Source organism: Micromonospora phytophila (assembly GCF_023656545.1).
Taxonomy (GTDB): domain Bacteria; phylum Actinomycetota; class Actinomycetes; order Mycobacteriales; family Micromonosporaceae; genus Micromonospora; species Micromonospora phytophila.
This window is the reverse complement of the sequence record NZ_JAMOKF010000413.1, coordinates 1-4,151: the sequence shown is the minus strand read 5'-3', so window position 1 is coordinate 4,151 and position 4,151 is coordinate 1. Positions and strand designations below refer to the sequence as shown.

Sequence of the window (4,151 nt, the reverse complement as noted above, 5' to 3'; positions counted from 1 at the left end):
CCCGCCGCGCCGCGCGGGCCGGACGATCCGGGCGGCCGGGCGGCCCCGCGCGGCCTGGACCCCGCGGGCGGGCTGGCCGCGCTGCGCGGTCTGCTGGACCGCCCGCTGGCCTCCTACTACCTGCTGATCTCCAGCGCCGGGCTGCTCCTGGTGATCGGCCTGACCATGGTCTTCAGCGCCACCAGCGTCCGGGAGTACGCCCAGGGCGGCAACGCGTTCGCCGCGCTGACCAAGCAGGCCATCTTCGCGGTGATCGGCATCGTGGCGTTCTGGGTCTGCCAACGGCTGCCGGCCAAGACCTACCGGGCGCTGGGCCGGCCGCTGCTGGCGGTGGCGGTCGGGCTGCTGCTGCTGCTCAACCTGCTGCTCGCCTACGCCCGGTTGACCAACCAGGAGTCCGCGCGCTTCGGCCCCGTCGAGGCCCGGCTGCTCTGGCTCTTCGTCGGCGGCATCCAGGTGCAGCCCTCCGAGTTGGCGAAGTTCGCCCTGGTGCTCTGGGGCGCGCACGTGATCGCCCGCAAGGGCGCCGCGCTGGGCTGGTGGCGCGAGTTGGCCACGCCGCTCTTTCCGGTGGTCGGCCTGCTCTTCGTGCTGGTCGGCTACAACGACCTGGGCACGATGCTCTGCCTGCTGGCGCTGGTGGTCGGCCTGCTCTGGGCGGCCGGGGTGCGGATGCGGGTCTTCGGCACCCTGTCGGTGCTCGGGCTGATCGGCGTCGGCCTGCTGATCGCGGTGGCGTCGGTGGGCGCCGGCTCCGGCGAGCGGGGCGAGGAGAACTACCGCTTCGCCCGGCTGATGTCGTTCTTCAACCCGCCCGCGCCGGAGGAGTGCAAGCTGACGGGCTGCTACCAGATCTACCAGGGCCGGCTGGCGATCGAGCACGGCGGCTGGTTCGGCGTGGGGCTGGGCAAGTCCAGCCTGAAGTTCGGCTGGCTGCCGGAGGCGCACAACGACTTCATCTTCGCCATCATCGCCGAGGAACTCGGCGTGGTCGGCTGCGCCGTGATCCTCGCCCTGTTCGCGGTGCTGGCCTACACCGGGCTGCGGATCGCCCGCCGCGTCGAGGACCCGTTCCGCCGGCTCGCCGCCGCCGCGGTGACCACCTGGCTGGTCAGCCAGGCCGTGATCAACATCGGGGGGGTGGTCGGGCTGCTGCCGATCACCGGCCTGCCCCTGCCGTTCATCTCCGACGGCGGAAGCGCCCTGGTCGTGACCCTCGCCGCGATCGGGATGCTGGCCTCCTTCGCCCGCGCCGAACCCGACGCGGCCCGAGCGCTGCATGCCCGTCCGCCGGCCCGATGGGTCCGACTACTCTGGGCCCCGTTGCCGCCGCTTCCCGGGCGGCGTCGCCGCCCGGCGTCGCCCCCGGCTGCCCGAGGGTCCGTGCCCCGGTCGCGGGAGCGGCGGTCCGACGACCAGGCCGCCCCGCGCGGCGTCCGGCAGGGCCGGGCCCGTGACGGCTCGGCGAACGAGAGGAGACGTTGATGGGTCCGCTGCGTTCGGTAGTACTCGCGGGAGGTGGCACCGGGGGGCACATCTACCCGCTGCTCGCCTTCGCCGACTGCCTGCGCCGGCACGACCCCGGCGTCCGGATCACCTGCCTGGGCACCCCGAAGGGCCTGGAGAACGAGCTGATCCCGCCGCAGGGCTACGACCTGCGCCAGATCCCGGCCTACCAGCTGCCCCGGTCGGTCAACATGAACCTGGTCCGCACCCCGGGCCGGATGTGGACCGCGGCCCGCGCCGCGGGCAAGGTGATCGACGAGGTGCGGGCCGAGGTGGTGGTGGGCTTCGGCGGGTACGTCTCGGTGCCCGCCTACCTCGCCGCCTGGCGGCGCGAGCTGCCCATCGTGATCCACGAGGTGAACGTGCCGCCGGGCGTGGCCAACCGGCTCGGCATGAAGTTCACCAAGCACGTCGCGGTCGGCTTCCCGCACCAGCCGGCCCAGGCCGAGGCGCTGCGCGACGCCCGGGTGGTCGGCGTGCCGCTGCGCCGGGGCATCGCCGGGCTGGACCGGGTCGCGATGCGCAACGCCGCCCGCGCCCACTTCGGGCTCCGCCCCGACCTGCCGGTGCTCTTCGTCGCCGGCGGCTCCCAGGGCGCCCGCTCGATCAACCTCGCCGTCTCCGGCGCGGCCAAGGAACTCGCCCGGCACGGGGTGCAGGTGCTGCACGTCATCGGCGCCCGCAACGAGCCGGTGCCGGTCCCCACCGACCTGCCGGTGCCGTACGTGACCCTGCCGTACCTGTCCGAGATGGAGGCCGGCTACGCCGCCGCCGACCTGATGCTCGGCCGGGGCGGGGCGATGACCTGCGCCGAGGTGGCCGCGATCGGCCTGCCCACCATCTACGTGCCCTACCCGCACAGCAACCAGGAGCAGAAGCGCAACGCGCTGCCCGTGGTGGAGGCCGGTGGTGGGCTGCTCGTCGACGACGCCGAGCTGACCCCGGACTGGATCGAGCGCACGGTGATCCCGTTGATCCGCGACCAGCACCGCCTCGCCACGATGGGTGCCGCCGCGGCCGGGTACGGGCGGCGCGACGGCGACGAGGCACTGCTCAACTTCGTCTACGAGGCGGTGGCCCGATGAGTCGGCCCGTCGCTACCGGAAGGTCTCTGTCATGAACACCGCGCAGTTCACCCCGGCCGGCACGCTCACCGCCGAGGACCTGGGCACGATCCACCTGATCGGGGTGGGTGGGGTCGGCATGAGCGGCCTGGCCCGGCTCTTCCTCACCCGGGGCATCCCGGTCTCCGGCAGCGAGCTGCGGGAATGGCCGTCCCTGGCCGGCCTGCGCGCGCTCGGCGGCACCATCCACATGAGCCACGAGGCGTCCAACCTCGACGGCGTCGACACGGTCGTCTACTCCTCGGCGATCCCGCAGGACCACCTGGAGATGGTCGAGGCGCGCCGGCGCGGGCTGCGGGTGCTGCACCGCTCCGAGGCCCTGGCCGCGGCGATGACCGGTCGCCGGGCGGTGGCCGTCGCCGGCACCCACGGCAAGACCACCACCACGTCGATGGTCACCATGGTGCTCCAGCAGGCCGGGCAGGACCCGTCCTTCGTGATCGGCGGGGAGATCTCCGAGGTCGGCTCGGGCGCCCACCACGGCACGGGGGAGTACTTCGTCGTCGAGGCCGACGAGAGCGACCGCTCCTTCCTCATCTACCGCCCGTACGTCTCGATCATCACCAACGTCGAGGCCGACCACCTGAACACCTACGGCGACTACGCCACCCTGGAGGCGGCGTTCGTCGAGTTCGCCCGGCTCACCGACCCGGACGGCTTCATCATCACCTGCGCCGACGACCCGGGCGGGCGGCGGCTGGCCGAGACGCTGCGCGCCGAGGGCCGGCGGGTGCACACCTACGGCGAGGCGGCCGACGCCGACCTGCGGCTGACCGAGATCGCCTCCTCCGCCCGGGGGGTGCGCTACCTCGCCGCCGTCGACGGCCGGTCGCTGGGGGAGTTCCGGCTGCCGGTGCCGGGGCGGCACATGGGGCTCAACAGCGCCTCCGCCGTGCTGGCCGCGTACCTGCTGGGCCTGCCGGTGGAGGCGGCGGAGGCCGCGCTGGCGGCCTTCCCCGGCGTGCGGCGGCGCTTCGAGCGCAAGGGCGTGGCGGACGACGTGCTGGTCTACGACGAGTACGCCTACCACCCGACGTCGATGACGTTGGCGTTGCAGACGCTGCGCGAGGTGGCCGGGGACGGCCGGCTGGTGGTGGTCTTCCAGCCCTACCGGCTCTACCGCACCCGCGACTCGCAGGCGGAGATCGCCGAGGCGCTGGCCATCGCCGACGAGGTGGTGCTGCTGGAGGTCTTCGGCCCGGGTGAGCTGCGCCAGCCGGGGGAGGGGTCGGCGGCGCTGATCGAGGCGGTGGCGCTGCCGGCGGAGCGGAAGGTCTTCGTCGACTCGTGGGAGGCGGCGCCGGTGGAGGTGGCCCGCCGGGCCCGCCCCGGTGACGTCGTGGTGACCATGGGGGCCCCGCCGATCTCGCTGATGGGGGACCAGTTGCTGGACGTCCTGTCCGCGCGTACCGCCGATCCGGCGGCGCCGGCCGGCACGACGCCGGGCGCCGCGACCGGCGGGACGACGACCATCGGTGGCACCGTCCCCGGCGTGCCGAGCGCAGGCGGCGCCGTCCCGGA

Annotated in this window: 3 protein-coding genes; all 3 read left to right on the top strand. The window is 74.0% G+C overall.

Annotation, left to right across the window (positions count from 1 at the left end; translation table 11 throughout):
* Positions 1 to 1,485, top strand: a 1,485-nt coding sequence (locus NCC78_RS28585) for an FtsW/RodA/SpoVE family cell cycle protein (RefSeq protein WP_372495223.1), incomplete at its 5' end; no start/stop codon positions are given.
* A complete protein-coding gene (gene murG / locus NCC78_RS28580; RefSeq protein WP_250798400.1) occupies positions 1,485 to 2,591 on the top strand; it encodes an undecaprenyldiphospho-muramoylpentapeptide beta-N-acetylglucosaminyltransferase in 1,107 nt (368 codons plus the stop codon). The genes NCC78_RS28585 and murG, both read left to right, overlap by 1 nt.
* Before the next feature lie 31 nt (positions 2,592 to 2,622).
* Positions 2,623 to 4,151 (top strand): UDP-N-acetylmuramate--L-alanine ligase (gene murC, locus NCC78_RS28575; RefSeq protein ID WP_250798399.1); only part of this gene is annotated, 1,529 nt, incomplete at its 3' end.

Excerpts from the sequence above, each read along its gene's own strand:
- murG (WP_250798400.1), top strand. The coding sequence starts at position 1,485 with ATGGGTCCGCTGCGTTCGGTAGTACTCGCGGGAGGTGGCACCGGGGGG.